The organism is Mesorhizobium sp. M7A.F.Ca.US.008.03.1.1 (assembly GCF_003997495.1).
Taxonomy (GTDB): Bacteria; Pseudomonadota; Alphaproteobacteria; order Rhizobiales; family Rhizobiaceae; genus Mesorhizobium.
In genome coordinates this window covers 21,976-48,051 of record NZ_RZRU01000003.1, presented here as the reverse complement: position 1 = coordinate 48,051, position 26,076 = coordinate 21,976, and the positions used below count along the sequence as shown (strand labels likewise).

Below are 26,076 nucleotides of genomic sequence, written 5' to 3'. Positions count from 1 at the left end.
GTCGGGCTCCCTGGAAAATCAGGCAGGAACGGGCTCGGTGGCCGGCATATAGACGCCGATGGCGCCGGTGCCGATCAACTGGTCGATGGTCTCGGTGCTGTAGCCGAGGATTTCGACCAGCACGGCAGCTGTGTCCTGGCCCAGCATCGGCGGCGCGGTGAAGTCGGCGGTCAATTGCGCGGCCAGTCCCTGCGCCGGCCGCACCATGGCGACGGAGCCGAGATGCGGATGCGGCAAGGTCTGGACGAGGCAGCGCTCGCGCACATTGGGACTGTCGAAGACTTCCGGTATCGATTTTACCGTACCGGCCGGCACGCTGGCGGCGGCGCAGGCCGTCATCCAGTGATCACGCGTCCTGGTCTTGAAGACGGCGGCAAGCTGCGGGATCAGCGCCTCGCGGTTGGTGGCACGCGCGCCTGCCTTGATGAAGCATGCATCCTTGGCCAGATGCGGCAGATCAACGACCTGCTCGCACAGCGCCGCGAACTGGCGGTCGTTACCGACGGCCAGCGCGAAGCTACCGTCGGACGCCTCGAATATCTGGTAGGGAACCACCGTCGGATGCGCATTGCCGTAGCGGGCGACCTCGCGGCCGGTGTTGAGATAACCGCTGCCGACATTGATCAACAGGCTGAGCGCACAGTCGATCAGCGACAGGTCGAGGAACTGGCCCTTGCCGGTCGTCGCGCGTTCGAAAAGGGATGCCAGGATCGATTGCGTCGCGACCATGCCGCAGACGATGTCGATGATGGCGACGCCGACACGCATCGGCTCGCCATTGCTCTCGCCGGTGATGGCCATCAGGCCGCTTTCGGCCTGCATGACGAAATCATAGCCGGGCCGGCCGGCATCGGGCCCGGTCTGGCCGTAGCCGGAGATCGAGCAGTAGATCAGGCGTGGATTCGAGGCGCTGAGCTCCTTGAAACCGACACCGAGCCGATCGGCGGTGCCGGAGCGGAAATTCTCGACAACGATGTCGGCCTTGGCCGCCAGTTCGCGCACGATGGCCAGCCCCTCAGGGCTCTTCATGTCGAGCGCGATGCTCTGCTTGCCGCGATTGGCGCAGAGATAGTAGGTCGAGACACCCTTGTAGCTCGGCACCGACCACGCCCTAGTGTCATCGCCACCATCGATGTTCTCGATCTTCCAGACTTCGGCGCCGAGATCGGCCAAGCTCATCGTCGCCCACGGTCCGGCCAGCACGCGCGAGAGATCGAGAACCTTGATGCCTTCGAGCGGCAAGCGCGCGGGTCCTGCCGTACCCGCATTCTCGGAATGGTCCTCAGTCACGATCAAAATTCCTTCGAGTGAAATCGGCAGGCCAATCAGACAGTCTTGAAAGTGTTGGCCGGCTCGGGAAAATGACAGGCGACACGATGCGAACCACCCGCCGGATCCAGCGGCGGTTCGACGGCAGCGCAGATCGCCTGCGCCTTGAAGCAGCGCGTGCGGAAGCGGCAGCCGGATGGCGGGTTGAGCGGGCTCGGCACGTCGCCGGTCAGGACGATCCGCTCGCGCTTGCGCTCCTTCTCGGGATTGGCAAGCGGCACCGCCGACAACAGCGCCTGGGTATAGGGATGCAGCGCCCTCGAATAGAGCTCGGCCGCGGGCGCGATCTCGACGATCTTGCCGAGATACATCACCGCGACCTGATGCGAGATGTGGCGCACGACCGAGAGGTCATGGGCGATGAAAAGATAGGAGGTGCCGAAGGACTGCTGGATGTCCTTGAGCAGGTTGAGCACGCCGGCCTGCACCGAAACATCGAGCGCCGAAACCGGCTCGTCGAGAATCACCACTTGCGGGTTCAACGCGAGCGCGCGGGCGATGACGACACGCTGGCGCTGGCCGCCGGACAGTTCGTGCGGATAACGCCTGCCATGCTCGGGATTGAGCCGCACCAGCTCGAGCAGTTCGGTAACCCGCGCGCGGCGATCGGCCGCCGACATGTCGCTCATGCGCAGCGGCTCGGCGATGTTGTCGGCAATGCGCATGCGCGGATGCAGCGACCCGTAGGGGTCCTGGAAGACCAGCTGGATGTAGCGCCGCATCAGGCGCATGTCTTCGTGATTGAGCGCGAGCAGGTTCTGGCCACGGAACCAGCTTTCGCCGCTGGTCGGCTCGATCAGGCGCATCAGGCAGCGCCCGAGGGTCGACTTGCCGCAACCGGATTCGCCGACAAGGCCGAGCGTTTCGCCTGGCGCTACGTCGAACGAGACATCGGCGACCGCACGGACATGGGCGACCGCACGGTCGAAGACGAGGCCGCCGCGAACCGGAAAGTCCTTGACGAGATGGCGCACCGACAATGCCGGCGCCGGTTTGGTTTCCGCCTGGAATTGCTCCGCTACGCTCATGGGGCTACGCTTCCACTGTCCAGGCCTGCCGACGCCAGCGAGGCGCTGTGGAAGGGCGGCAAGGTCGTCGCGAAATGACAAGCCGAGAAGCGCCCGCCGATGTTATGCAGCGGCGGGTCCTCGATCCGGCAGCGTGCCTCGGAATAGATGCAGCGCGGATGGAAGGCACAGCCGCCCGGCAAGCGCCCAAGTGCGGGCGGCGAGCCGTCGATCGAGAACAGCCGCTCGCGGCTTTCCTCGAGGTTGGGGATCGAGGCGATGAGGCCGCGCGTGTAGGGATGGCGCGGGTCGGCGAACAGCTCGGACACACCAGCCTGTTCGACGACGCGGCCGGAATAGACGACCGCGACGCGGTCGGCATGACCGGCGACGACGCCCAGATCATGGGTGATCAGCACCAGGCCGAGACCGAGCCGCTCCTGCAACGAGCGCAGCACCGAAAGAATCTGCGCCTGCACCGTGACATCGAGCGCCGTGGTCGGCTCGTCGGCGATCAACAAATCGGGATCGTTGGCGACGGCCATGGCGATGACGGCTCGCTGGCGCATGCCGCCGGAGAACTCGTGCGGATACTGGTTGACCCGGCGCTCCGGCTGCGGGATCGCAACCAGATGGAGCAACTCCACGGCGCGCGCCATCGCCTGTTTGCGCGTCACGCGCTGATGCAGCCTGACCGCTTCGGCGATCTGGGCGCCGACGGTCATCACCGGGTTCAACGAGGACAGCGGGTCCTGGAAAATCATGGCGATGCGCGCGCCCCTGATCTTGCGCATCTCGCGCGCCGGTTTGCCGACCAGTTCGTCGCCGTTGAAGCGGACCGAGCCGGTGACCACCGCGTTCTTTGACGTGAGGCCGAGCGCGGCAAGCATGCCGACGGACTTGCCCGAGCCGGACTCGCCGACAATGCCGACCACTTCGCCCTTGGCGACATCGAGGTCGATGCCGCGCACCGCTTCGAACTGATCGCCCGCCCGCCGGAACCCGACCCGCAGGCCGCGTATGGACAGCAGCGGCTCGCGCTCGCCTGCCTTGTCGACTGCGCCCGGTGGCGCTGAAGATATCTGTGCGCTCATCGCCTAGTCCGACCTTGGATCGAGAATGTCGCGCAAGCCATCGCCGATGAAGTTGAAGCCGAGCACGATGGTGAGGATGGCGACGCCGGGACCGAAGGCGATCCACCATTGATAGAAATGGACGGCGCCATCGGAGATCATCGAGCCCCATTCGGGCGTCGGCGGCGTGGCGCCGAGACCGATGAAGCTGAGCGACGCGGCAAGCAGCACGACCTGGCCCAAATCCATAGTGGCGCTGATCAGCACCGGGGTCCAGCAAAGCGGCAATATGTGCGTGAACAGCACGCGCCGCGGCCTGGCGCCGGCGGCGATTGCCGCCTCGACATGCTCGCGCTCCTTCACCTCCAGCACCTGCGCCCGCATCAGGCGGGCATAGAACGGCCACCAGACCAGCACCATGGCGATGGCAGCATTGCCGAGGCCCGGCCCGAGCGACGCCGCGACGGCCATGGCGAGCAGCATCGGCGGGAACGACAAGGTCACGTCGACAAGCCGCATGATCGCCGCACCGGTCAGGCCGCCGACGAAGCCGGAGATGGCGCCAAGCAGCGAGCCTATGACAACGGCCGAGACGACGACCAGAACCGCGATCGGCAGCGAATGCGCCGCCCCGTGCAAGGTGCGGCTCAAGACATCACGGCCGAGCGCATCGGTGCCCAGCCAGTGCGCCCAACCTGGCGGCTGCAGCCGGCGTGCGACCATTTCGAGCGGATCGAACTGCACGACCAGATTGGCGAAGACCGTCATGAACAGCCAGAACAGGATGACGACCGTTCCGATGACCAAAGGCGCGGTCAGCCATTCGGGAACAGCGGCGGAACGGGATTTGGTGGCGACCGCCGACATCAGCTCAATCTCACGCGCGGATTGGCCACGACATACAGTATGTCGGTGATGAGGTTGGTGACCAGGAAGGCGAGGCCGCCGACGATGGTGACGCCGATGATCGCCGGGAAGTCGAGCGCGCGTGCCGCCTCGACGGCATAGGAGCCCATGCCGGGCCAGGAAAAGATGGTTTCGGTCAGCACCGCGCCGGTGATCAGATAGGCAAAGGAATAGCCGATGACGGTCAAGGTCGGCACCATGGTGTTGCGCAGCGCATGCACGATGACGACCCGGAATTCGCTCGCCCCCTTGGCGCGCGCGGTGAGCACGAACTCGCGGCTCATCACATCCAGCATGTTGGCGCGCACCAGCCGCGATATGGTGCCAGAAACCGTCCAGCCGAGGACGAAGGCCGGCAGAAGCAGGTGCCAGAGCGCATCCTTGAAGACGGTCCAGTCGCCAGCCAGCAGCGAATCGATGGTGAGGAAGCCGGTGATGCCGGGCGGCAATGCCAGGCGGGCATCAACCCTGCCCGGCCCCGGCAGCCAATTCAGCATGACCGAGAAAATGAACAACAAGCCGAGCCCCGACCAGAACACCGGCAGCGACGAGCCGAACAGGGCAAAGAGCCGAGCGCCATGGTCGATCAGGCTATTGCGGAAATATGCGGCCAGCACGCCGAGCACGATGCCGAGCGTGGTGCCGAAGATCATCGCGGCGAAAACCAGTTCGAGCGTTGCCGGCAAGCGGTAGAGAATGTCGGTGCCGACATTGCGCTTGGTGATGAAGGAGGTGCCAAGATCGCCACTCAGCAGATTACCAAGATATATCATATAGCGTTCCGGCAACGGACGATCGAGACCCCAGCGCGCCTTGGCAGCGGCCACCACCTCCGGGTTGCTCATCTGCTGTTCGGCGACGATCGCCGTCAGCGGGTCGCCCTTGGTCACCGTGGTGATCAGGAAGGCGATGGTGGCGATGCCGAGCACCAGAAACGGCATTGCGATAAGCCGGCGCAAAATATAGCGAGACACGTGGCTACCTTCACAAGGAGGGGCTTCGTAAGATGGCACAAGGCGCTGGGACATGCCATCGATGGAAGCATATTGACAGCCCGCCAAAGCCGCTGTCAATATAAATGGAATTTAATTTCATTTTTCGACCAGACACAACAGACCGTGCCGGCGATACCGGCCCGACAGGCGGACGACAACGCCAGAAAGACCCAGCGTGCGCAAGCGAGCGACCAGGGATGAGACGGAGCTTGAAGGCGAAGGCGCGCAGCTTTCGTCGTCGCTGGTGCGCGGGCTCGGCATCCTGCGCGCCTTCCGGCCGGGCGATGCCTCGCTCGGCAACCAGGACATCATTGCCCGCACCGGCCTGCCGAAAGCCACGGTTTCGCGGATCACATACACGCTGAGTGCGCTCGGCTATCTCCTGTACGACAAGGATCTCGGTCGCTACAGCCTGGGACCGGCGACCGTGGCGCTGGGCTATTCGGCGCTCAGTTCGAGCGCCGTCGTTCATGTCGCCCGGCCGCTGATGCAGCCGCTGGCCGACCTGACCGGTGCGGCGGTGGCGCTCGGCGCGCGCGACAGCCTCAACATGGTCTATCTCGCCAACTGCCGGTCGGAGAGCCTTGTCACGCTGCGGCTCAACCCGGGCTCCTATCTGCCGATCTGGAAGACATCGATGGGGCTGGCCTATGCGGCGGCACTTTCATCCGAGGAGCGTGCCAGCCTTATGCGGGCTTTGCAGGAGGCGGAGCCGGACAGGGCAGCTATGATCGCGACGGCGATCGACGATGCGATCGCCCAGTATGCACGCCAGGGCTACGTGACGTCGTTCGGCGCCTGGCACAGCTACATCCATGCGGTCGGCGTGCCGTTCCGCCCACGTGACGGCTCGCCGCTGGTTGCCATCACCTGCGGCGGCATCGGCGAGATCATCACCGAGGACCGCGCGCATGCCGAGATCGGACCGGCGCTGGTGGCAATGGTGGAAGCGCTGGGCAATCAACTCGAGGGAAATCCCGTGTGATCCCGGCACGGGATTGGCCCAGACGATCGGCCTGCATGCCGGCTTGAACTTGCCTGGCGGTGACCGCACAGTCACCCCTGATGGTATGGCGGTCGCGCGTCGTCAGGGTCCATAGCGTTCAGCGATGGGGGGAAATCAGATGCCGACGAATTTTGCAGGACGATTCAGCGATCGGGCAGCGGTCATCACCGGCGGCGCATCGGGCATCGGCTTGGCAGTGGCGCAGAGAATCGTCGAAGAGGGCGGACGGGTTTGCGTCTGGGATCGCGATCCCGCCCAGATCGAACAGGCCAAGGCCGTCATCCCCAGTCTTCACGGCATTGCTATCGATGTCGCCGATGCCGCCGGCGTGGAACGCGCTGCACGGTCGACGCTCGAAGCGTTTGGCGGTGTCGATATCCTGGTCACCAGTGCGGCGATCACCGGGCCGAACATGACGACCTGGAACTATACGGTCGAGGATTGGCAGAAGGTCATCGACATCAACATCAACGGCGTCTTCTACTGCAACAAGGCCCTCGTGCCGCACATGCTCGAGCGCAACTATGGCCGCATCGTCAACATCGCCTCGATCGCCGGCAAGGAAGGCAATCCCAACGCCTCCGCCTACAGCACGTCGAAGGCCGCGGTGATCGGCCTGACCAAGTCGCTCGGCAAGGAACTGGCCAAGACCAGGGTGACGGTCAATTGCGTGACGCCGGCGGCGGTGCGCACCGCGATCTTCAAGCAGATGAGCCAGGAGCACATCGACTTCATGCTGTCCAAGATACCGATGGCGCGCTTCGGCGAGGTCGACGAGGTGGCGGCGCTGATCTGCTGGATCGTTTCCGAGGAGTGTTCGTTCACGACGGCCGCCGTGTTCGACGTTTCCGGAGGCCGCGCCACCTATTGAGGCAGAGCGAATCTCAATTCCGCGTGACGGTGCAACGAACGGGGACGTAGGGGCGTATAGTTGCAGGCTTCGAATCGGCAAGTCGCAACAAGGTAGCGGGAAACCATGACACGGGATGCAGCCATCCGGCGGGAGCTTGCCTCTTTTGCTTAGAGCCGAGCCTGCCGCACTGTCCGACGACGAGCTTCTGGACCGCTATCAGCGCGCCGCCTTCGATTATTTCCTCGAGAACGTGAACCCCGAAAATGGACTGGTCGCCGATACGTCGCGGCCGAATTCGCCGGCCAGCATCGCCGTCGTCGGCTTTGCGCTGTCCTGCTATCCGATCGGCGTCGAGCGCGGCTGGATGACGCGCGATGCGGCCGTGAAGCTGACGCTGGCCGCACTGCGTTTCTTCTCGACCAGCCGGCAAGGCAATGGCGAGGACGTTACCGGCCACAAGGGTTTCTACTACCATTTCCTCGATATTCGGACCGGCCTGCGCGTCTGGCGCTGCGAACTGTCGATGGTGGACACGGCACTGCTGATATCAGGCATGCTGGTGGCGGGCGCCTATTTCTCCGGTGACGATGACGAGGAAGCCGAGATCCGCTGGCTGGCCGAAGCTCTCTACCGGCGCGTCGACTGGCGATGGGCACAAGGCTCAAGCCCGACCTTGCGGCAGGGCTGGAAGCCGAAGAGCGGCTTTCTCCACTATGGCTGGGAAGGCTATAACGAGGCGACGATCCTCTACGTGCTGTCGATGGCCTCGCCCGACAGCCCGACCTCGGACAGCAGCTACGAGGGCTGGACGGCGACCTACCAGTGGGAAAACATCTACGGCTACGACGTGCTCTATGGCGGACCGCTGTTCATGCACCAATTCTCGCATGCGTGGATCGACTTTGCCGGCATCCGCGACGCCTTCATGCGCGAGAAGAACTCCGACTATTTCGAAAACAGCCGCCGCGCGACCTATCTGCATCGCGACTATGCACGCCACAACCCTTACGGCTACGGCGGCTACGACGAGAATTTGTGGGGACTTTCGGCGGGCGACGGCCCAGGCGGCTTTCGCACCAGCGTGGAGCGACAGCGTCGCCGGTTTTCCGGCTATGCCGCGCGCGGCGCGCCTTTCGGACCCGACGACGGGACGATCGCGCCGTGGTCCTATCCGGCGTCACTGCCTTTCGCGCCAGACATCTGCCTGGCAGCGCTGCGCCATCTCGGTGATCGCTACCCCGAGGTGATCGACAATTTCCGGCTGCCGAGCGGCTTCAATCCAACATTGGCGAACCGGCGTAAATTCGGGAGGCACGGCTGGGTGTCGGATGGCCACTATGGGCTGGATCAAGGCATCGTGGCGATGATGATCGAGAACCATCGGTCGGGGTTGATCTGGAGACTGATGCGGTCAAATCAGCACATCCGCAACGGCCTGCGCAAGGCAGGATTCAATGGCGGCTGGCTGTCTCAGCCAGCAAGCCCGGCGTCAGGTGGCGGCGATGTCGCGTGACCGGACCAGGACCACCGCCTTCCCCGTCGACGGCAACCACATCAGTCTGATCGCGAGCGCCCATCCGCCGCACTGGAAGAACCCGCAGCCGGACGGGCCCTACAACCTCGTTGTCATCGGTGCCGGGCCGGCTGGGCTGACTGCCGCCTACAAAGCGGCCGGCCTCGGCGCAAAGGTCGCGCTCATCGAGCGCAATCTGATCGGCGGGACCTGTATCAATGTCGGCTGCATTCCATCGAAATCGATCATCCGCACGGCCAGGCTCTATGCCGACATGCGCGATGCCGAGAATTTCGGCGGCGAACCGCCGGACCGTCTTCACGTCGACTTTCAGCGCGCCATGACACGGATGCGGCAGATCCGGCAGCGGATCAGCCGCGCCGATGCCGCCGATAGCCTGGTTTCCGAAGGCATCGACCTTTATTTCGGCGAAGCGCGTTTTTCCGGAAGGGACGCTGTCACGGTCGCCGGACAAACCTTGCGTTTCAGGAAGGCGCTGATCGCGACAGGCGCACGCCCGAGGCTGCCGACCATCCCGGGGCTTGCCGAAGCCGGCTATCTCAGCAACGAGAGCATGTTCGATCTCAAGGAGTGCCCGAAGCGGCTTCTGGTCATCGGCGGCGGCCCGCTCGGTTGCGAGGCGGCGCAGGCCTTCTGCCTGCTGGGCGCGAAGGTCATCCAGGCGCAGCGCGAACCGATGTTCCTGCCCGGCGAGGAACGCGATGCCGCCCAGATCCTTTCGGACGCGCTGGCGCGCGAAGGTGTCGAGGTTCGTCTCAACACCGAGGTGGTGGCGGTACGAATGGAAGGCGGCAAGAAGCTCGCCGACCTGGTGTGCGACGACATCACGACAACGATTTCCGTCGACGAGATCATCACCGGCATCGGCCGATCGCCCAATGTCGACGGTCTCGACCTGGAGAACGCCGGGGTGGCATATGATGCCGACGGCATCAAGGTGGACGACTATCTCCGCACCACAAATCCGCGCATCTATGCGGCGGGCGATGTCTGCCTCGCCTACAAATTCACCCACACCGCAGAGGCGACAGCTCGCATGGTCGTGCGCAATGCCCTGTTTCTCGGACGCAGGAAACTGAGCGAGCTGGTCATTCCGTGGTGCACCTACACCGACCCTGAGATCGCCCATGTCGGCCTCTATCCGGCGGAGGCGCGCCAGAACGGCATCCCGGTCAAGACTTATACAGTGCTGATGCACGATGTCGCCCGGGCGGTCATGGACGGCGAGGAAGAGGGTTTCGTCAAAATCCACGTCAGGGAGGGGTCCGACCGAATCCTGGGCGCCACGGTCGTCGCCAGCCATGCCGGCGAGATGATCAATGCGGTGTCGCTGGCCATCAAATGCGGTATGGGATTGCACGCGCTGGCCGACGTCATCCATCCATTTCCAACGCAGGCGCAAGGCATCCAGATGGCCGGCGACGCCTATCGGCGAACAAGGCTCACCTCATCATGGAAGCATCTGACGGGCCGCTGGTTGGCGTGGTCCAGGCGATGGTGACATTCCGGCAACCTGCCGCAGCTGGTGCAACTGACATTCAGCGACGATGCGACGCTTGACGAAACCGGCGTTCGGCTGAACAAGTCGAAGCCGATTGTTGTGGTTTTGGGGCCGTCGCGCATGCCGTCTGGAATGAAGCCTCCGGCGCAAAGCCCAGAGCGTCCGCTTTGAAGCCCTCGAGCGCACAACCGCTCGATGCTGTCTCCGGCGCGAAAGCCGGGCGACGTGTGCTGGTTGTGTCCCACGATCCAGCCTTTCCGCCGATCTCCGGCGCAGATCTGCGGAACTATCGCAATGCTGAGTCTGCTGCGCAATTCGGTCCGGTCTGCCTGGTATCTGTGCTGCCGCAGGCGACGGAAACACCCGATCCGTCGATCAGCACCGAAGCCTTGTCGATCAAGGGAGAGGCCCGCTCCGGCTCGATCGGGTGGTGGCGTATAAGAGCGGAGCGTCGCATCTCGCGCGTCGCCTTGACGCGGCTGGAGACATTGGTTCGAGACTTCCGCCCGGACACGGTGCTGATCGAGGGCATCGGCCTGTTCAAGCTGCTGCGGCCTTTGCGGGCGATGACGAAACAGCTCATCCTCGACATGCACAATGTGGAGTCCGACCTAGCGGGACAGTTGCGGCACGTTGATGCGAAGCGGCCTGCGGTGGCGACGATCAGCGCGGGCCTTGGCATCAGGCGTCTTGAGAGAAAGGCGCTTGCCCTTGTCGACAGGGTCTGGGTCTGCTCGGGCCAGGATCGAGAGCGGCTGATGGCGCTTTCCCGGCACAAGTTGCCGATCGATGTCGTTCCAAACGGAATTCCGCACGCGGGGCACAGCCCCGAAACGCTGCCCGCCGAACCCGGATCCGGTAAAAGCTTTCCGGTTGTCCTATTCATCGGCCATCTCGGCTATCCGCCAAACGTCGATGCCGTCCAGAGATTAGCCGGTTCCATACTTCCGCGGATCCGACTGGCCTTGCCGACCGCGACACTGATTCTCGCTGGGCGTAACCCGAAAACGGTCGTGCAAGCGCTGGCAGGAATGCCTGGCGTGGAGCTCGTCGAAGACCCCGAAGACACGGCGCCGCTTCTGTCGAGGGCGCATCTCACCATCATCCCGCTTGCGGCAGGCGGCGGCACCCGGATCAAGATTCTGGAGGCGATGGCGTGGGGCGTGCCGGTGATCGCCACCCCTCTGGCGGCCGAGGGTCTGGATCTGGTCGACGGGCAGGAGCTGCTGCTGTCGGAGACCGATGAAGGGCTTGCCGAGATGGCCGTCGGACTTTGCCTGGATGCGGACCGCAGGGCGCGGCAGCGCATCCGCGCGCATCAAGCGGTTTGGGCAAGGTTCGGCCCACAAGCCATCCGCGATGCCGTCCGCGGCGGGCTGGGGCTGGACGAGGCTGGCGCATGATCGCTCCCTTCACCAGATATGGAGGAGCGACATCCTTTCACATCGCTTGCAGCAGCCCCGCTTCGCACAGCGTCCAACCGGAATTTCGTGGCCTGCCCTGTCAGGATGCGTGCTGAAGTTCTTGCCGAATAGACTCGAGATAGGTTTGCGGATGCAAGCGTCCCCAAACATGGTCCCGCTCGGTCAGATGTGCGACCTGCTCTATCCAGCGCCTCGGTGCATCGGGGTCCCTGACCTCATGCCAGTCGTCGACGATAATAACCGGCAGGCCCTGATAGAGCGGGTCGAGCGGCGAGGTCTTGGTGACGACGATGCAGCCGAGATAAAACAGCTCCCATGTCCTATGGCAGTCCAGGCCGTTGCCTTCGGTGGACAGCACAAGCGGGTATTGCGAGTACAGTCGCCAGATCGAGCGCTGCGAGACGCGTTTCGTCAGGAAATCGACATGCGGACATCCGCGCAGGGCGTCAAGCAGTTCCCGGCGCTGTCTCGAGCCATTGCTGATGCTGAAATCAGAGAACAGCCTGGGCGGGCGATGGTCCACATGATCCTGCCGGGCGCGTATGATCTCCAGTTGCTTCACAAGCCCTGCCGGCGTGGCGAAGGACCGAGGCGTGTGAAGATCGAGCCCGATCGGGAAAGGCTTGACCTTGGGGTGAGTGCCATCACAATTCTGGCTGTACCAGGAGACCAGGAAGGGGTTGGCGAGAAGCTGGTCGACGGTGTCCTTAGCCAGATCCGACGGCACCGAAGCATCGCCATCGGTCGTCAGCAGCGTGAACGGTGCCGTGATCGTCGGCAGCACGACCTTGACGAACGTGTCGAGGTCGCAGGTTTGCGCATCCCTGGACAAGGTGCTCAGACGCAGCCAGACGATGCCATTCGCGCCGCTATAATGTTGGCGGAAAAATGCCTCGCTCTGTGTCGATGCAGTTGGCGCGTTGCGATACCAGCGCGGCCCGGCGAAATCGCAGAAATGCCCGATGCCCTGCGACCACAGCACGGGCGGAACGCCAAGAAATCTCAGCGCCCTGGAATAGACGGCTCTTTTGACTGCCCTTCGCAACCTGCCCATCGGCAACTCCTATCGCGGATGCCACTGCCGTTGCAACGCCCTGCCTGGCATATTCGCCTTGGGTCCCGGCGATAGCCTTCCGGCTCCGGAGAACCCAACTCACGACAGGCGCAGCCGCCGGCGAGGCGCGCGGCGGTCTACAGACTTGATTATGACAAAGGTCGAAGGGCTTGCGGTTCAGCGCAAGGCCGCACGTCTCAAGTGTGCAATTCCCGCGATATCGGCGGACCGACGGAGAAATCGGAGAACGTGACCTCAAAGCCTTCGCGCTGCGGCGAACAGGACATCATGCCGATATCGACCGTCTTCGACGTCGGAAAATAGGCAAGCCTCACAGGCTTCCAGTGGCCGTCGGAAGCATCGAGATACTGGATGCGGATCGCCTCGGCGTGACGGGTCAGCCGGATCCTGACGCCGTTCGGATCGGCATGAATGGCCACCAGCGACCAGTCTGACGTGTCGTTGGTGACGACGACGGAGAAATATGCAAGGCCGTCGGTGTATTCGATGCCGGCCTTGATCCAGTGGGTTTCGCTGAGCCGGACCATCAGCCCCGCCTGATCATAAAGCACCTTGTAGTCGCCTTTGACGGTGACCTCGGCGGTGAAATCGCCTTCGACCGGCCGGTACAGGAAGTGGCCGTTGTCGCGCCAGAAACCGTAGAAGGTCTCGCGCCAGAAATCGGTCTCCTTGCCAGTGCGCACACGAACGCTGTCGCCATCGATAGAATGGTGCGGCGGCGGGTTAAGCCAGGTCAGGTCTTGCACAGTCATCCCTTCGCGCCGCTCCAATCCAGATCTGCATGGCGGGATTGCCGGCATAATCGGCAGTGACCGATCAGCCGGTTGATCGGTCACTGCCGATCAGCCTGCAAACGTATAGGCCGTCTTCACCGTGGTGTAGAACTCCGCCGCATAGTGGCCCTGCTCGCGCGGCCCATAGCTCGAACCCTTGCGGCCGCCGAAGGGAACATGGAAATCGACACCCGCCGTCGGCAGGTTGACCATCACCATGCCGGCCTCCGAATTGCGCTTGAAGTGCGTGGCGTGCTTGAGGCTCGAGGTGCAGATGCCGGAGGTCAAGCCGAAGGGCGTGTCGTTGGCGACGGCAAGCGCCTCGTCATAGTCCTTGACGCGAATGACGCTGGCGACAGGCCCGAAAATCTCCTCGCGCGAACTGCGCATGGCGTTGGTGGCGCCAGTCAGCAGCGCCGGCTGCAGGTAGAAGCCCGGCGTCTTGCGGTCGAGCCGTTCACCGCCGAAGGCGAGGGTCGCGCCTTCCCTGACGCCGATGGCGATGTAATCCTCGTCCTGCTTCAGCTGCGTCGCGTCGACCACCGGGCCGATCTGGGTCTGCGCGTCGAGCGCGTCGCCGATGACCAGTTTGCTCATGCGGTCCTTGAGGGCGTCGACGAAACGGTCGTGAATGCCGTCAGCCACAATCAGTCTGGACGAGGCGGTGCAGCGCTGGCCGGTCGAGAAGAAGGCGCCATTGAGCGCGCAATCGACGGCGATCGCGAGGTCGGCATCGTCGAGCACGACCAGCGGGTTCTTGCCGCCCATTTCAAGCTGGAACTTGCGCATATGTTCGATGCTTGCAGCGGCAACGCGCTTGCCGGTGCCGACCGAGCCGGTGAAGCTGATGGCGTTGACATCGGGACTGTCGAGCATCGCCTGGCCGACCACCGAGCCCTTGCCCATGACAAGATTGAGCACGCCCTTCGGCAGGCCGGCGCGATGCAGGATGTCGACGATGGTCCAAGCGCTCTCGGGAACCAGCTCAGCCGGCTTGAAGACGACGGTGTTGCCGTGTGTCAGCGCCGGAGCGATCTTCCAGGCCGGAATGGCGATCGGAAAATTCCACGGTGTGATGATGCCTACCACACCGACCGCCTCGCGAGTCATCTCGACGCCGACGCCCGGCCGCACGCTCGGCACGACCTCTCCGGTCAAACGCAACGTTTCGCCGGCAAAGAAGTCAAATATCTGGGCGGCGCGAATGGTCTCGCCGATGCCTTCTGCCAGCGTCTTGCCTTCCTCACGCGCCAGGTTGCGACCGATCTCGTCTTTGCGCGCCAGAATCTCGTCGGAGGCCTTTTTCAACACCGCGTGACGCGCCAGCGGACCGGAGCGGGACCAGGCCGGGAACGCTGCCTTGGCCGCGGCGATCGCTTGCTGGGCCTGTTCGACACCCGCCGAGGCATAGTCGCCGACGACGTCGCCGGTATCCGAGGGGTTGATGTTGCGCGAACCGGCGTCGCCGACCCACTCGCCATCGATGAGGTTCTTTCGAAACAGCGTCATATCGTGTGTTCCTGCTTGTTGGCCGCGCGGGCATCTGTCTGAACTGGTATTTGCCAGACAATTGCCTCGCGGGAAAGCAAACAGTGAACCAGCAGCCGCGACAAAAATCCCCCCGCTTGCGCTGCGCCGATGGCGGGTGACGAGATTGCCTCATCGAGCCTCGATGCGCCCAACATCCCATGATGCATCGTTCGGCTTGGCCCGATTTCCTCTATACACTCCTGTCCATAGCCTTGATTTGCCTGAGGCAGCATGTCATGCGTCGTGCTGATGGCAGCTCTCGAAACGACGATCCAGCGCGCCGGCGCCACCGGCAACATCAAGGCCACTCGCGAAGACTGGCTGAAGCTTGCGCTCGAAACGTTGATCTCTGACGGCGTCGAACGCGTCCGCGTGCTGACGCTTGGCCAGAAGCTCGATGTGTCGCGCTCCAGCTTCTACTGGTATTTCAAGAGCCGGCAGGACCTGCTCGACCAGTTGCTCGACTACTGGCGGCAGACCAACACCAAATTCATCGTCGAACGCGCCAGGCGGCCTTCCGCGACCGTCATCCGCGGGGTGATGAGCATTTTCGAATGCTGGGTAGACGAAAGATTGTTCGATCCGCAGCTGGATTTCGCGATCAGGGCCTGGGCCCGCCGCTCGCCCGCCATCCGGCGCGCGCTCGACGAGGCCGACGAGGAGCGCGTCAACGCCATCCGCGACATGTTCATGCGCCATGGCTATGAGGAAGAGGACGCCTTCGTGCGCGCCCGCGTGCTCTATTTCATGCAGATCGGCTATTACTCGCTTGAGCTCAACGAGCCGATGAGCAGTCGCCTGCCTCACGTCGCCGGTTATCTGCGCAGCTTCACCGGCCAGGAACCCCCGGCAGAGGATGTCGAGGACTTCTCGCGCTATGTCGAGAAGACGCTCGCCGGAAACCGGTAGGCACAACCAGCGCCCATAAATCGCCACGGCTCCCAAACAACCAGCACGCTTGCTTCGCTGACAGGCGAAGGCGGCTTCCTCTCGCTCTGGCGATCGGGTTAAGGCTCGCAATTACTAGACACATATGTACAATGCCGATACGCTGTGCCTCATGACTGGGTGGAGTGTGACAGGATGAAATCCCAATACCGGGCAATCGTCATCGGCGGCGGCGTGGTTGGAGCCTCCGTGCTCTATCACCTGGCGAAGTTCGGCTGGAGCGACGTCGCGCTGATCGAACGCGAGGTGCTGACCGCAGGGTCGAGCTGGCATGCGGCCGGCGGCTTCCATGCGCTGAACGCCGATCCCAACATCGCCGCCCTGCAGGCCTATACGATCGACCTGCTCTCCGAGGTCGAGACCGAATCGGGCCAGAGCATCGGCATGCATATGACCGGCGGCATCTCGGTCGCCTCGGCGCCGGAGCGCTGGGAATGGCTCAAGGCCTCCTACCGTATCTTCCAGACCATGGGCATAGACGATGTGCATCTGGTCGGCGTCGATGAGATCCGCCAGCGCTGCCCGATCCTCAACACCGAAGGCATGTTGGGTGGGCTCTATGCCGCGCGCGAAGGCCATATCGACCCTTCCGGCGTCGTGCACGCCTATGCCAAGGCAGCCAGGCTGCGTGGCGCCGACATCATCGAGCACAACCGCGTGCTGGCACTGAACCGCCGCGCGGACGGCTCCTGGGACGTGGTCACCGAGAAGGGTACGGTGATTGCCGAGCACGTCGTCAATGCCGGCGGGCTGTGGGCCAAGCGGGTCGGCCGGATGGCCGGTATCGACCTGCCGGTGTCGCCGATGGAGCACCATTATCTCGTCACCGAGGCGCTGCCCGAAATCCAGGCGCTTGACAAGGAATTGCCGCTGATCGTCGATCTCGAAGGCTTCACCTACATGCGCCAGGAGCAGAAGGGCCTGTTGCTCGGCATCTACGAGATCAACCACAAGCACTGGAATATGGACGGCGCGCCGTGGGACTACGGCATCGAGCTGATCCAGGAAGACACGGACCGCATCGCCGACGAGCTGGCGCTCGGCTTCAGCCGCTACCCCTGCCTGGAAAATGCCGGCATCAAGCGTTGGGTGAACGGCGCCTTCACCTTCTCGCCGGACGGCAATCCGCTGGTTGGCCCGGTGCGCGGTGTGCCCAATTACTGGGTGGCGTGCGGTGTTATGGCCGGCTTCCTGCAAGGTGGCGGCGTCGGCAAGTCGCTCGCCGAATGGATGATCCATGGCGAGCCGGAAGCCGATGTCTACGGCATGGACATCGCCCGCTATGGCGACTTCGCCTCCAACCGCGAATACATCAGGCAGACCACCGGGCAATTCTACTCGCGCCGTTTCGTCATGAGCTATCCCAACGAGCAGCTGCCGGCGGGACGGCCCTTCAAGACGGCCGGCGCGCATGACGCCATGGACGCCGCCGGCGCGCGCTGGGGTAATTCCTGGGGCATGGAAGTGCCGCTCTATTTCGCGCCGCAAGACTTCGTCGAAACCCCGACGCTGAAGCGCTCCAACGCCTTCGACATCGTCGCGCAGGAATGCCGCAAGGTGCGCGAAGGTGTCGGCCTGCTCGATATATCAGCCTTCTCGCGCTACGAGATCACCGGGCCGCAGGCGGAAGCCTGGCTCGACCGGCTGCTTGCCTGTGCGCTGCCCAAGCCGGGACGAGCCAAACTCGCGCCGATGCTGGGCGAAAACGGCAAGCTCAAGGGCGACCTCACTGTCTTCAACTGGGGCGATGGTTCCTGGTGGATCATGGGATCCTACTACCTGCGCCAGTGGCACATGCGCTGGTTCGAACAGCATCTCTCCGACGGCGTCACCGTCCGCGACATTTCCGATGCGGTCGTTGGTTTCTCGCTCGCGGGTCCCAATGCGCGAACGCTGCTGGAGCGCCTCACACATCAGGACGTTTCCCACGAGGCCTTCGGCTTTCTTGCCTGCAGGACGCTGGATGTCGGGCTGGTGCAGGCCAAGGTCGGGCGGCTCTCGGTCATCGGCGAGCTCGGCTACGAGATCCACTGCCAGGCCAGTGAGCACGCCGGCCTGCGCCGCGCGCTGCTGACGGCAGGCAGCGACCTCGGCGTGACCGAATATGGCTTCGGCGCGGTCAATTCGCTGCGACTCGAAAAGAGTTTTGGCATCTGGTCGCGCGAGTTCACTCAGGACTACACACCGGCCGAGACCGGCATGGACCGCTGGGTCGCCTTCGACAAGGGCGATTTCATCGGCCGCGAGGCGGCCCTGAAAGAGCAGAAGGCCGGCTCCAGGCGCACGCTGGTGACGCTCGAAATCGAGGCAGCGGACACCGATGCCAGCGGCTATGAGCCTATCTGGAACAAGGGCAGGCTTGCCGGCTTCGTCACCTCCGGCGGCTACGGCCACACGGTCGGCAAGAGCCTCGCCATGGCGCTGGTCGAGCGCAAGGCGGCCGATATCGATGCGCAGTTGACAACCCACATCGTCGGCGTCGAAAGAGGTGCGCGCGTCATCGCTTCCTCGCCATACGATCCACTGGGCAAGGCGATGCGGGCATGACCGATCGAACCGGCGCCATCAGTGCAAAAGACCATGCGATGATCCACGCTCCTTTCCGAAAATCAGGCCTGTCCGGCACGCCATGACCCGACGCTATTCCGCTCTGTCGCTGTTCAAGGAGGGTCTGGCCGGCCAGACCGGCTGGCAGCCGGCCTGGCGCTCGCCCGAGCCGAAACCGTCTTACGACGCCATCGTCATCGGCGGCGGCGGCCACGGGCTGGCGACAGCCTATTACCTGGCAAAGAACCATGGGATCGCCCGAGTTGCCGTGCTGGAGAAAGGCTGGATCGGCGGCGGCAACACGGGCCGCAACACCACCGTGGTGCGCTCCAACTACTATTATCCGGAAAGCGTCGAGCTCTACGGGCTGGCGCACCGGCTCTACGAGGGATTGTCGACAGACCTCAACTACAACATCATGCTGTCGCAGCGCGGCATGGTCAATCTCTGCCACTCGACCGCCGAGATGGAGATCGGCGCGCGTACTGTCAACGCCATGCAGATCAACGGCATCGATGCCGAGCTGTTTTCTCCCGACGATGTGCGCCGCGTGGCGCCGATCTATAACTTCTCGGCCAATGCGCGCTTCCCGGTGTTCGGCGGCATCTGGCAAGGCAGGGCCGGAACGGCGCGCCATGATGCGGTCGCCTGGGGCTACGCGCGGGCGGCGAGCCGGCTCGGCGTCGATATCATCCAGAACTGCGAGATCACCGATTTCATCATCGAGGGCGGCCGCTGCCGCGGCGTCCAGACTTCGCGTGGCGCGATCCGTGCCGAGCGCATCGGCATGGCGGTAGCCGGGCATTCTTCGGTGCTGGCGGCCAAGGCCGGCTTCCGGCTGCCGATCAATTCCTATGCGCTGCAGGCCTGCGTTTCCGAGCCGGTCAAGCCGATCCTCGACACGGTGGTGCTGTCGCCCGGCTGCGGCGTCTATGTCAGTCAGTCAGACAAGGGCGAGATCGTCATCGGCGGTGGGCTCGACCGCATCCCCTCCTATGCGCAACGCGGCAATCTGCCGACGCTGGAGGCGGTGATTGCCGGCCTTTTGGAAATGTTCCCGATCTTCGGCCAGCTCAAGCTGATGCGGCAATGGGCCGGCATTGTCGACGTCGTGCCGGACTCCTCGCCGATCATCGGCGAATCGCCCCTACCGGGACTGTTCCTCAATTGCGGCTGGGGCACGGGCGGCTTCAAGGCCATTCCAGCCGGCGGCACGTTGCTGGCGCACTTGCTGGCGACAGGCAAGCACAACGACATCAGCCGACCCTTCGACCTCGATCGCTTCGCCAGCGGGCGGCTGATCGACGAAGCGGCCGGCTCCGGCATCGCGCATTGATGCATGTCGCCCAAAGTGCGCAGCGGTTTTGGGGAGAACGACATGCATAAAGACGAAGATTGAGGAATCCATGCAGCTCTTTCCTTGCCCATTCTGCGGCCCGCGTGACGAGACCGAATTCCACTATGGCGGCGATGCCGGAAACATCAGGCCGGATGGCGCCGAGATGCCGATCGATCGCTGGGCCGGTTACCTCTATCTGCGCACCAACCCGAAAGGCACGGCGCGCGAGATCTGGGTCCACATGACTTGCGGCGAGTTCTTCGTCATGGAGCGGGACACCGTCAGCCACAAGGTGCTGTCCTCGGCCGCTCTCGACGGGGAGCACGCGGCGTGACCGCCTCGCGTCTTGCCACCGGCGGCAACGCCATCGACCGGTCGCGCCCGATCCGGTTCAGCTTCGACGGTGCGACCGTCGAAGGCTTTGCCGGCGACACCATCGCCTCGGCGCTGCTGGCCGGGGATGTCGCGGTCGTCGGCCGCAGCTTCAAGTACCACCGGCCGCGCGGCATATGGGGCGCAGGCGTGGAAGAACCCAACGCACTGGTCGATATCGGCGGCCCGCGGGCGACGCCCAACACGCGCGCCACGACCGAGCCGGCGCGCGACGGACTGGTGGCGAAAAGCGTCAACGCGACGCCCAATGCGCTGGCCGACCGCAACGCCTTCCTCGACCGTTTTGCGCGCTTCATTCCGGCGGCGTTCTACTACAAGACCTTCATGTGGCCGGACTGGCACAGGTTCGAGCCGCGCATCCGCGCCATGGCGGGATTGGGCACGGTCGACGCCGGCTGGACCTCGCCGGACACAGCAGACCAGATCAACCATCATTGCGACCTGCTGGTGGTGGGCGCGGGACCGGCAGGGCTTGCGGCGGCAAGACTGGCGTCTGGTGCTGGTTTGACCGTCACGCTGGTCGACGATCAGCAGAATCCTGGCGGAGCGCTCGGCCATCGTGCCGGTGAGGTCGATGGCAAGCCGGCGGCCGCCTGGATCGCGGAAACGGTTGCAGCACTTGCCTCGGCCGGCCAGCTGATCCTGCCTTCGACAACAGCCTTCGGTATCTACGACCACAATCTGGTCGGGCTGAACCAGCGTCATCTCGACGGACGGCCGGATACGCTGTGGCGGGTCAGGCCGCGCGAAATCGTGCTGGCAACCGGCGCCATCGAGCGGCCGCTGCCTTTTGCCAACAATGACCTGCCGGGCATCATGTCGGCGGATGCGGCGCTCGCTTATCTCAGGCGCCACGCGGTGCTGGTCGGCCGCTGCATCGTCATCGCCACCAATAATGACAGCGCCTATGACGTGGCCGTGGCGCTTGCCGAGGCCGGGGCCGAAGTCACGCTTGTCGACATCAGGCGCGACGGCACGCCCGCCGCGCCGGCCAATGTCCGGCTGGCCACAGGACGTGCCCTCGCCTCCGCCAGCGGCAGACTGCGCGTCGACGGCGTGACGCTCGACAACGCCACGAGGTTGGATGCCGATTGCGTGCTGGTCTCCGGCGGCTGGACGCCGACCATTCATCTCTTCGGCCAAGCCAAGGGCAAGCTCGCCTGGAGCGATGCGCGCGCGGCCTTCCTGCCGGGCGATCCGGTCGACGGTATCACCGTGGCAGGTGCGGCAGCCGGCGCGGTCTCCTTGTCGGATGTGTTTGCCGGCGTGGGAAAGGCATTCGCCGGCCAGGCGAACGCGGCAACACCACGCAGCACCGGGCTGGAGGCGACGGGCGGCATTCTCCCGGCATGGCCGATGCCGGGCTCTAAGGGGCGCATCTGGATCGACTACCAGAACGACGTGACAGTGAAGGACGTCGAGCTTGCGGCACGCGAAAACTTCATCTCGGTCGAACATCTGAAGCGCTACACCACGCTCGGCATGGCGACCGACCAGGGCAAGACCTCCAACCTGCCCGGCCTGGCGCTGATGGCCGGGATTACCGGCCGCACGGTGCCGGAGGTTGGCACCACCACCTATCGGCCGCCGTTCACGCCAGTGCCGTTGGCAAGCTTTGCCGGCGCGCGCGTCGGCGAATTGATGGCGCCGGTGCGCCGGTTGCCGCTCGAAAACGCCCACCGCGCCAATGGCGCCGTCTTCCAGGAATATGGCGGCTGGCTGCGGCCTGCCCACTATGGCGGCAACGCGGACGCGGAGCGTTCGATCGCGGACGAGGCACGGCGTGCCCGCCAGTCGGTCGCGCTGTTCGACGGTTCGACGCTCGGCAAGATCGAGGTGATCGGACCGCAGGCGGCGGCGTTCGTCGATTTCCTCTATTACAACACCATGTCGACGCTGAAGCCGGGCCGCTGCCGTTACGGCTTCATGCTGTCGGAAAATGGCGTGGTCTTCGACGACGGCGTTCTGGTGCGGCTGGACGAGCATCGCTTCGTCGTGTCGTGCTCGTCCTCGCATGTCACTGCCGTGTACGCACGACTGGAGGAATGGCGCCAGGACCGTTTTGGGCGCGACGCCGTCTACATCCACAATGCCACATCAGACATGGCGACGCTGACCGTTTCGGGGCCGAACGCCCGAAAACTGCTCGAAACGCTGGATCTCGGACTTTCGCTCGACGACGCCGACCTGCCGCATATGGCGGTCGGTCATGGCACCTATGCCGGCGACGAGATCCGCATCGCCCGCGTCAGCTTCACCGGCGATCGGAGCTACGAAATCTCGATCCGGGCGGATCGCGCCGAGCCGCTATGGGCGCAACTGCGCCAGGCCGGCAAGGCGCTCGACGCCGTTGTCATCGGTCTCGAGGCGCTCATGATCCTGCGCGCCGAGAAAGGCTTCATCGTCATCGGCAAGGACACCGACGGCACCACGCTGCCGCATGATCTCGGTGTCGAAGGGCCGCGCGCCAAACGCCAAAGCGAGTTCGTCGGCCGCCGCTCGCTGTTCACCGAAGAGGCCTCGCGTGACAACCGCATGCAACTTGTCGGCCTTACGGTGCCGCAAGGCGAAGCGCCGCTGCCAACCGGCGCGCATGGCATCAAACGGATCGACGGCAGATTGCGCAGCCAGGGCTTTGTCACCTCGAGCTACCAGAGCCCGACGCTTGGCCGCCCGGTTGCGCTTGGCCTGATCGAGCGCGGCGCGGCCCGCCACGGCGAGGCGATCGACATCCAGAATCTCGGCAAGATCAGCAAGGCGACGATTACAGCCCCTTGCGCCTTCGACCCGGCAGGAGACCGGCTGCATGCGTGATCTCGCAGAAAAATGGTCTGTTGGACCTAATTGGCAGTCGGCGGTGATCACGGCGCCCGGCCTCGCGGTACGAGCAGTCCTCGACCTCAACCAGTTGATGGTCAGCGGCGATCTCGACGCGTGGGCACGGGCTTCCGGCGTCGACGGACCTGGCGTGGGTGCTTTTGGTGCCGCGCAGGGCGACCGCTATGCGGCGCGGCTGGCGCGCGACCGGCTGCTCGTCGTCTCGGACAGCCCGCTTGGCATCGCGACGGGCTGGCACGCAGACGGGTTCGCGCTGACGGCGATCAGTGCCGGGCTGCAAGTGTTCGAGGTCGAGGGCACGGAGCTCGACGGTTTCATCGCGCGCGGGACAACGGTCGATCCCGGCCAAGCGAGTGCCAGTGCAGCACTTTCCTTCGCCGGCATCAGCGCCATCGTCTATCGCCATGAAGACAAATTGCGCATCCATGTCGACCGCGGTCTTGCGGCCTATCTCTGGACATGGATGGAAACGGCGGCCGGCAACATCGCCACCGGATCAGCCGACTAGCCGGCGACACGTCAAAGCGTGAACGACCAGAACAGGCAGGCCAGCGTCGCAGCGGCAAACACCACGAAGAACAGGCTGCGTAGCAGCACGTTGCGGCGCAGCTCGTTCATGACGAAGTGACAACCAACAATCGCCGCCGCAAACAGGAACCGCCAGTTCAGCAGCGCCCACACGGCACTGCCCTGGCCGAACGCCCATCTGGCGACCAGACAGCCGACGATGGTCGCAAACAGCGCGATCACGGTCCAGAAGAGGGCGTCGGCGGCGTGGGTCAGGACAATGCCGGCCGCCCTGATCGGCAGGATCATCATCAGCATCGCGCTGAAGAAATAGACAGCGGCAATCGGGATGAACACGCCGGCATCGGCAATGCCGTCAAGGCGCCTGACGCCGATCGCGCCATAGGGATAACCGTGCCTGGCCACAGCCAGGCTCAACGCCATGAGCAAGGCGGTCAGCACGGCAACGAGTGCGAAGGATGTAAGGGCTTTGCTCATGACGTTCCTGTACCAGACGAATCAGACAGGAACGTTTTAGCGGGCGGTCGTAAACTGCGCGTAAGCGAAGGGAGCTGCCCTCGCTTATTTCGATCGCGGCGCAATCTGGCGACGGCAATTTATTCGGCGGCGATCCTGCCGGCCGAGCGGTTGGCCAGCACGAAGCCGACCTCGTCAACCGCCTGCGCCGCACGCTTCAGGATGGCCTCGGAGCGCAGCACGCCGTCGGTGAAATCCTTGTCGGTAGCGTAGACGGCGGTTGGCAGGGCGAAGGCCTCGAAGAAGCCGAACAACGGCCGCAGCTGATGTTCGACGATCAGGGCATGGCGCTCGCCACCGCCGGTCGCCGTCAACACGATGGGCTTTCCCCGCAATGCTGCCGGATCGATCAGGTCGAAGAAATGCTTGAACAGCCCGGTATAGCTGCCCTTGTAGGTCGGCGAGCCGACGACGAGCACGTCGGCGGCGAGGATTTGTTCCAGGATCGCGCGTGCTTGGCCGTCGAGATCGCGGGCCCATTTCGCCGTTCCCAGCGATGGACCGAGATCTTCGATATCATAGGTGCTCGCCGACAGGCCGTGGCTGGCGGCGATGTCCCTGGTGACCAGATCGACGAAAGCGCGCGTCTTTGACGGCCTGGTGATGTTGCCGGAAAAGCCGACGACTGTTGGATTTGACATGGCAGTAGCCTCTTGGATGGTCGAAGGTTTGACGTGGCGGCCCGCCCGCCCGCCGGTGGGAAATCAGCTCCAGGCGTGCAGCGGCGGATTTTCGCCGTTGAGGAAATATTTGCCGAGGATGGAATATTTCCAGCGCACCGGATCGTGCAGCGTGTGCGTGCGCGCGTTGCGCCAATGCCGGTCGAGATTGTGTTCGGCCAGCGTCGAGCGGGTTCCCGCAAGTTCGAACAGCTTGTTGGTGGCGGCAATGGCGATCTCGGTCGACAGTATCTTCGCCTCGGCGGTGACTATCTGCGCATGCGCCACCGTCTCGGCGGTCGGGTCGATCACTGCCCGGTCGATCGCATGACCGGCCTTTTCGAGCAGCGCCTGCGCCGCGTGCAGGCGCAGCGTCAGGTCGCCGATGGCCTGGATGGTGTAGGGATCGTCCCAGGCGTTGTCGACGCCGCTGTCGATCCAGGCGCGGCTTTTGGTCCTGACGAAGTGAACCGTCTCGTCGATCGCCGCCTGGGCGATGCCGGTGTCGACCGCCACCTGGATGATTTGGAAGATGGCGCCGTCGGCGGTCGGTCTGTCGTAGCCCTTGTAGCCGGGCACCAGAAAAGTCTTCGGCACCTTGACGTTGTCGATGATGACGGTGCCGGACAATGTGGTGCGCTGGCCGAAGCTCGACCAGTCGTCGATGACCGTCAGGCCGGGCGCGCCGCGGTCGGCGATGGCGTACCAGGCGCGGCCCTCGTCATCGAGCGCCACGATCGGCACCAGATGGGCCAGCAGCGCGCCGGACGAATAGAATTTCCGGCCGTTGACGACGACATGATCGCCGGCATCGGTGAAGCGGGTCTCGAAATCAGCAGCGCGCTTGGAGCCGAACTCGGAAAAGGCGTTGCCGAACCGCGTGCCCTTCAGCGCTTCGGCGAACAGCAGCTTCTGCTGGTCCGGATCGGACACGGTGCGGACGGCGGCGACGACGCCGAGATGGTTCTGCGCAACCTGGCCGATCGAGGAATCGGCGGCCGAGATGATCTCGATCACCTTTGCCAGCGTCGCATAGGACACCTCGGGCCCGCCGAATGCCTTGGGCACATTGATCGACCACAGGCCGCTTTGCGAGAACGCATCGAGTTCGGCGACCGGCCAGATCCGCTCACGGTCGCGCCGGGAGGAGTCCTTGACGAATTCGGCGGCGAGCGCATGGGCAACCGCAATCGCCTCGGCGTCGTCCTTGATGATGTGCGCAGGCACGGTTGGCCGCGCGACTGGCGGCACGGCGGCGGAAGCGTGGTCGGTCTTGACGGTCGAAACGGTCATTTGAATACT

22 protein-coding genes are annotated in these 26,076 nt (G+C 64.2%); 11 read left to right on the top strand and 11 right to left on the bottom strand.

Features of this window, described 5'->3' with window-relative positions; genetic code table 11:
- Window positions 1–18: 18 nt before the first annotated feature.
- The 5 genes from EOA16_RS05810 to EOA16_RS05790 are packed head-to-tail and all read right to left on the bottom strand — an operon-like array spanning window position 19 to window position 5,289.
- Window positions 19–1,290 (bottom strand): CaiB/BaiF CoA-transferase family protein, encoded by a 1,272-nt coding sequence (locus tag EOA16_RS05810; protein WP_127256296.1) that lies wholly within the window; start codon window positions 1,288–1,290, stop codon window positions 19–21.
- 35 nt (window positions 1,291–1,325) lie between these two features.
- Window positions 1,326–2,357 carry a dipeptide ABC transporter ATP-binding protein gene (locus tag EOA16_RS05805; protein ID WP_127256294.1) on the bottom strand — a complete coding sequence of 344 codons (1,032 nt, stop codon included), beginning with the start codon at window positions 2,355–2,357 and terminating at the stop codon, window positions 1,326–1,328.
- Window positions 2,354–3,430 carry an ABC transporter ATP-binding protein gene (locus EOA16_RS05800; RefSeq protein WP_127256292.1) on the bottom strand — a complete coding sequence of 359 codons (1,077 nt, stop codon included), beginning with the start codon at window positions 3,428–3,430 and terminating at the stop codon, window positions 2,354–2,356. The genes EOA16_RS05805 and EOA16_RS05800 overlap by 4 nt, the downstream gene beginning before the upstream one ends.
- Window positions 3,431–3,433: 3 nt before the next feature.
- A complete protein-coding gene (locus tag EOA16_RS05795; protein ID WP_127256291.1) occupies window positions 3,434–4,276 on the bottom strand; it encodes an ABC transporter permease in 843 nt (280 codons plus the stop codon).
- A complete protein-coding gene (locus EOA16_RS05790) occupies window positions 4,276–5,289 on the bottom strand; it encodes an ABC transporter permease (RefSeq protein WP_127256289.1) in 1,014 nt (337 codons plus the stop codon). The genes EOA16_RS05795 and EOA16_RS05790 overlap by 1 nt, the downstream gene beginning before the upstream one ends.
- A 196-nt stretch (window positions 5,290–5,485) precedes the next feature.
- Here EOA16_RS05790 and EOA16_RS05785 point away from each other — a divergent pair, with 196 nt between their 5' ends.
- The 5 genes from EOA16_RS05785 (at window position 5,486) to EOA16_RS05765 (ending at window position 11,607) form a co-directional block, all read left to right on the top strand.
- Window positions 5,486–6,295 carry an IclR family transcriptional regulator gene (locus tag EOA16_RS05785; RefSeq protein ID WP_127256288.1) on the top strand — a complete coding sequence of 270 codons (810 nt, stop codon included), beginning with the start codon at window positions 5,486–5,488 and terminating at the stop codon, window positions 6,293–6,295.
- Between the two features lie 139 nt (window positions 6,296–6,434).
- Window positions 6,435–7,187, top strand: coding sequence for an SDR family NAD(P)-dependent oxidoreductase (locus tag EOA16_RS05780; RefSeq protein ID WP_127256286.1), 753 nt, complete (start codon window positions 6,435–6,437; stop codon window positions 7,185–7,187).
- 145 nt (window positions 7,188–7,332) lie between these two features.
- Entirely contained in the window at window positions 7,333–8,682 is a 1,350-nt protein-coding gene (locus tag EOA16_RS05775) for a glucoamylase family protein (protein ID WP_127256285.1), read from the top strand.
- On the top strand, window positions 8,672–10,204 hold the full coding sequence (locus EOA16_RS05770) for a mercuric reductase (RefSeq protein WP_127256283.1): 1,533 nt from the start codon (window positions 8,672–8,674) through the stop codon (window positions 10,202–10,204). The genes EOA16_RS05775 and EOA16_RS05770 overlap by 11 nt, the downstream gene beginning before the upstream one ends.
- 167 nt (window positions 10,205–10,371) lie before the next feature.
- Window positions 10,372–11,607: a glycosyltransferase family 4 protein gene (locus EOA16_RS05765; protein WP_127256282.1), complete on the top strand. Its 1,236-nt coding sequence runs from the start codon at window positions 10,372–10,374 to the stop codon at window positions 11,605–11,607.
- Window positions 11,608–11,707: 100 nt separating this feature from the next.
- On the opposite strand, the gene EOA16_RS05760 is transcribed toward EOA16_RS05765, so the two are convergent.
- The 3 genes from EOA16_RS05760 to EOA16_RS05750 form a co-directional block, all read right to left on the bottom strand.
- On the bottom strand, window positions 11,708–12,682 hold the full coding sequence (locus tag EOA16_RS05760; protein ID WP_127256280.1) for a hypothetical protein: 975 nt from the start codon (window positions 12,680–12,682) through the stop codon (window positions 11,708–11,710).
- Between the two features lie 197 nt (window positions 12,683–12,879).
- Window positions 12,880–13,455, bottom strand: coding sequence for a DUF1349 domain-containing protein (locus EOA16_RS05755; protein WP_127256279.1), 576 nt, complete (start codon window positions 13,453–13,455; stop codon window positions 12,880–12,882).
- A 90-nt stretch (window positions 13,456–13,545) separates the two neighbouring features.
- Window positions 13,546–14,985 carry an aldehyde dehydrogenase family protein gene (locus tag EOA16_RS05750; protein WP_127256277.1) on the bottom strand — a complete coding sequence of 480 codons (1,440 nt, stop codon included), beginning with the start codon at window positions 14,983–14,985 and terminating at the stop codon, window positions 13,546–13,548.
- A 270-nt stretch (window positions 14,986–15,255) separates the two neighbouring features.
- Between EOA16_RS05750 and EOA16_RS05745 the strand changes: the two genes are divergently transcribed.
- From EOA16_RS05745 to EOA16_RS05720, 6 genes are all read left to right on the top strand, one after another.
- Window positions 15,256–15,915: a TetR/AcrR family transcriptional regulator gene (locus tag EOA16_RS05745; RefSeq protein ID WP_164754132.1), complete on the top strand. Its 660-nt coding sequence runs from the start codon at window positions 15,256–15,258 to the stop codon at window positions 15,913–15,915.
- 174 nt (window positions 15,916–16,089) lie between these two features.
- Window positions 16,090–18,501 (top strand): FAD-dependent oxidoreductase, encoded by a 2,412-nt coding sequence (locus EOA16_RS05740; RefSeq protein ID WP_127256274.1) that lies wholly within the window; start codon window positions 16,090–16,092, stop codon window positions 18,499–18,501.
- A gap of 82 nt (window positions 18,502–18,583) precedes the next feature.
- Complete coding sequence (locus EOA16_RS05735; RefSeq protein ID WP_127256272.1) at window positions 18,584–19,837, top strand: sarcosine oxidase subunit beta; 1,254 nt, start codon at window positions 18,584–18,586, stop codon at window positions 19,835–19,837.
- 70 nt (window positions 19,838–19,907) lie between these two features.
- Entirely contained in the window at window positions 19,908–20,174 is a 267-nt protein-coding gene (locus EOA16_RS05730; protein ID WP_127256271.1) for a sarcosine oxidase subunit delta, read from the top strand.
- Complete coding sequence (locus EOA16_RS05725) at window positions 20,171–23,047, top strand: sarcosine oxidase subunit alpha family protein (protein ID WP_127256269.1); 2,877 nt, start codon at window positions 20,171–20,173, stop codon at window positions 23,045–23,047. Before EOA16_RS05730 ends, EOA16_RS05725 begins: the two co-directional genes overlap by 4 nt.
- The gene (locus EOA16_RS05720; protein WP_127256268.1) at window positions 23,040–23,579 is read left to right on the top strand and encodes a hypothetical protein; all 540 of its coding nucleotides are present in this window, start codon (window positions 23,040–23,042) and stop codon (window positions 23,577–23,579) included. The genes EOA16_RS05725 and EOA16_RS05720 overlap by 8 nt, the downstream gene beginning before the upstream one ends.
- A gap of 11 nt (window positions 23,580–23,590) precedes the next feature.
- On the opposite strand, the gene EOA16_RS05715 is transcribed toward EOA16_RS05720, so the two are convergent.
- The 3 genes from EOA16_RS05715 to EOA16_RS05705 all read right to left on the bottom strand — a co-directional run bounded on the left by EOA16_RS05715 (window position 23,591) and on the right by EOA16_RS05705 (window position 26,067).
- Complete coding sequence (locus tag EOA16_RS05715; RefSeq protein ID WP_023811545.1) at window positions 23,591–24,076, bottom strand: hypothetical protein; 486 nt, start codon at window positions 24,074–24,076, stop codon at window positions 23,591–23,593.
- Between the two features lie 119 nt (window positions 24,077–24,195).
- On the bottom strand, window positions 24,196–24,756 hold the full coding sequence (gene msuE / locus EOA16_RS05710) for an FMN reductase (protein WP_127256266.1): 561 nt from the start codon (window positions 24,754–24,756) through the stop codon (window positions 24,196–24,198).
- A 63-nt stretch (window positions 24,757–24,819) separates the two neighbouring features.
- Window positions 24,820–26,067, bottom strand: a complete 1,248-nt coding sequence (locus EOA16_RS05705; RefSeq protein ID WP_127256265.1) for an SfnB family sulfur acquisition oxidoreductase — start codon at window positions 26,065–26,067, stop codon at window positions 24,820–24,822.
- Between the last annotated feature and the right edge of the window lie 9 nt (window positions 26,068–26,076).

Bases quoted from the DNA above. Each gene is read 5' to 3' on its own strand.
- EOA16_RS05805 (WP_127256294.1), bottom strand. From the start codon at position 2,357: ATGAGCGTAGCGGAGCAATTCCAGGCGGAAACCAAACCGGCGCCGGCA.
- EOA16_RS05800 (WP_127256292.1), bottom strand. From the start codon at position 3,430: ATGAGCGCACAGATATCTTCAGCGCCACCGGGCGCAGTCGACAAGGCA.
- EOA16_RS05795 (WP_127256291.1), bottom strand. From the start codon at position 4,276: ATGTCGGCGGTCGCCACCAAATCCCGTTCCGCCGCTGTTCCCGAATGG.
- EOA16_RS05780 (WP_127256286.1), top strand. From the start codon at position 6,435: ATGCCGACGAATTTTGCAGGACGATTCAGCGATCGGGCAGCGGTCATC.
- EOA16_RS05770 (WP_127256283.1), top strand. From the start codon at position 8,672: ATGTCGCGTGACCGGACCAGGACCACCGCCTTCCCCGTCGACGGCAAC.
- EOA16_RS05760 (WP_127256280.1), bottom strand. From the start codon at position 12,682: ATGGGCAGGTTGCGAAGGGCAGTCAAAAGAGCCGTCTATTCCAGGGCG.
- EOA16_RS05755 (WP_127256279.1), bottom strand. From the start codon at position 13,455: ATGACTGTGCAAGACCTGACCTGGCTTAACCCGCCGCCGCACCATTCT.
- EOA16_RS05750 (WP_127256277.1), bottom strand. From the start codon at position 14,985: ATGACGCTGTTTCGAAAGAACCTCATCGATGGCGAGTGGGTCGGCGAC.
- EOA16_RS05745 (WP_164754132.1), top strand. From the start codon at position 15,256: ATGGCAGCTCTCGAAACGACGATCCAGCGCGCCGGCGCCACCGGCAAC.
- EOA16_RS05740 (WP_127256274.1), top strand. From the start codon at position 16,090: ATGAAATCCCAATACCGGGCAATCGTCATCGGCGGCGGCGTGGTTGGA.
- EOA16_RS05735 (WP_127256272.1), top strand. From the start codon at position 18,584: ATGACCCGACGCTATTCCGCTCTGTCGCTGTTCAAGGAGGGTCTGGCC.
- EOA16_RS05730 (WP_127256271.1), top strand. From the start codon at position 19,908: ATGCAGCTCTTTCCTTGCCCATTCTGCGGCCCGCGTGACGAGACCGAA.
- EOA16_RS05720 (WP_127256268.1), top strand. From the start codon at position 23,040: ATGCGTGATCTCGCAGAAAAATGGTCTGTTGGACCTAATTGGCAGTCG.
- EOA16_RS05715 (WP_023811545.1), bottom strand. From the start codon at position 24,076: ATGAGCAAAGCCCTTACATCCTTCGCACTCGTTGCCGTGCTGACCGCC.
- msuE (WP_127256266.1), bottom strand. From the start codon at position 24,756: ATGTCAAATCCAACAGTCGTCGGCTTTTCCGGCAACATCACCAGGCCG.
- EOA16_RS05705 (WP_127256265.1), bottom strand. From the start codon at position 26,067: ATGACCGTTTCGACCGTCAAGACCGACCACGCTTCCGCCGCCGTGCCG.